The organism is bacterium, from assembly GCA_026398675.1.
GTDB lineage: Bacteria > RBG-13-66-14 > RBG-13-66-14 > RBG-13-66-14 > RBG-13-66-14 > RBG-13-66-14.
Map to the genome: position 1 here is coordinate 3377 of JAPLSK010000026.1, position 1559 is coordinate 4935.

A 1559-nucleotide genomic window follows, 5' to 3' on the forward strand; every position below is an offset into this window, starting at 1 on the left:
TCAACATCCCCCCCTTCTGTACCTCCTTCCAGATCATCAGCACGGCGGCCGTCCAGGTCCAAGGGTATGGGCCGGGTGCCGTTGCGATCTACAACCTCGCGGCCACGGCACTCCCAATCTCAGAGGAGATCCCCGTGTTCCCGGGCATCTACTATACCTTCACTCCGTCCGGGGCAGCCCAGGTGCTCTCCGTCCGCTACAACTGCTTCGGCTAGACCGTCCTTCGGTAAGAGAGGATTCACCATGATCATCGGACGCATCGGCAAGCGACAGCAGGTCGAACCGGAGCAGGATGCTCCCCTGGCCGTCCGCAGCTACCAACTCGGAGACGGCCCCGTGGTCAACGTGGCCCGACGGGCCGCTGAAGTCTTCACCGCCCTCGACAACGTGAAGAAGGACGACGACGAGGACGAGGTGGACCTCGAAGGGCTCGGAGACGAGGAGCTGGACATGCTGGAGCGGATGCTCCTCGCCAGCCCCACCGAGGCGTTCGCCCAGGTCTCGCAGCACTCCCAGGACCGCGAGTACAGCCGCGAGGCGATCCCGCCCCTCCCGGTGGGCAAGCACGGCTCGCGCAACGACGCGATCCCCTGGCAGGTGGGCGCGACGGGCTTCATGGACCGCCCGGGCTACCTGGGCTCCTACGGCAGCGAGAAGGACGGGGACCTCACCATCCTCGGGTACATCAACCCGACCGACGTGCGCCCTCCCACGGGCCCCGCCTACTACGGCTCGCGCATGGACGCCTCCTCCATGGTCACGCTCGGCAACGTGGGCGAGATGGAGGAGATGGACCGGCCCCTCCGCAGGATCCACCCCTTCAAGACCCGCTACGTGAAGAACGCCTGGGGGTCCAACCTCTACATGGACGGCGCCCCGGGCCCCTTCCGCGAGAAGCTCGCTCCCCAGAACCGGGTCTTCACGGCGAACATGCCTCCCGTCTTCGGGGGGTAGCCCATGTCTCCCTTCTATCCTCGACGGGATGCCACCTTGGCCCGTGAAGCGCGGCGTGCTCCCATCGAGGACGAGTACGGGGTGCCCGCCGACGTGTGGGCAGCTTGGGAGCCCGCATCGGCGCTGCTTTCCGATCGCCATGTCTTCAACGTGGTCCCGGAAGAAACGGCGGCTGATCCCGGGTGGAAGATCCTGCACCACGCGAACGAGCCCCGGGTCTGGTACGACGGCATCACGGCGCTGACGATGGGGCTCAACCCCCAGACGACGGCAGCTTGGGTCTCAGCGGGTCACGAGGCTCGAAGGGGTGGGAAGACCCGGCTGGCGCTGGTCAACGGCATCCCCCAAGTGTGGGCGGACGGCGTGGGGCTCATCGGGCATGTCGGCGGGATCTCACTCTACCCGAACCCGGTCGTCCCCTTCGAGTCCAACGACGGCGACCGGGTGGACGCCTGGATGCGGATGGTCCTCGACGACGACATGGCGCGGCCGGTGAAGGAGTACATGGACGTGATGGCCGAGCACAACGCCCGGCGCATCGCCCTGAAGGGGCTCCCGTCCCTGTACGACTCGGGCGTCCGCTACGAGATCGAGGGGAGTCCCGA

General features: G+C 67.0%; 3 protein-coding genes. All 3 read left to right on the forward strand.

Annotated elements, in window-relative coordinates; translation table 11 throughout:
- Positions 1-215: hypothetical protein (locus NTW26_00355; protein ID MCX7020725.1), on the forward strand; the 215-nt coding region annotated here is incomplete at its 5' end.
- Between the two features lie 28 nt (positions 216-243).
- On the forward strand, positions 244-954 hold the full coding sequence (locus NTW26_00360; GenBank protein MCX7020726.1) for a hypothetical protein: 711 nt from the start codon (positions 244-246) through the stop codon (positions 952-954).
- A gap of 36 nt (positions 955-990) precedes the next feature.
- A partial coding sequence (locus NTW26_00365; protein ID MCX7020727.1) for a hypothetical protein occupies positions 991-1559 on the forward strand: 569 nt, incomplete at its 3' end.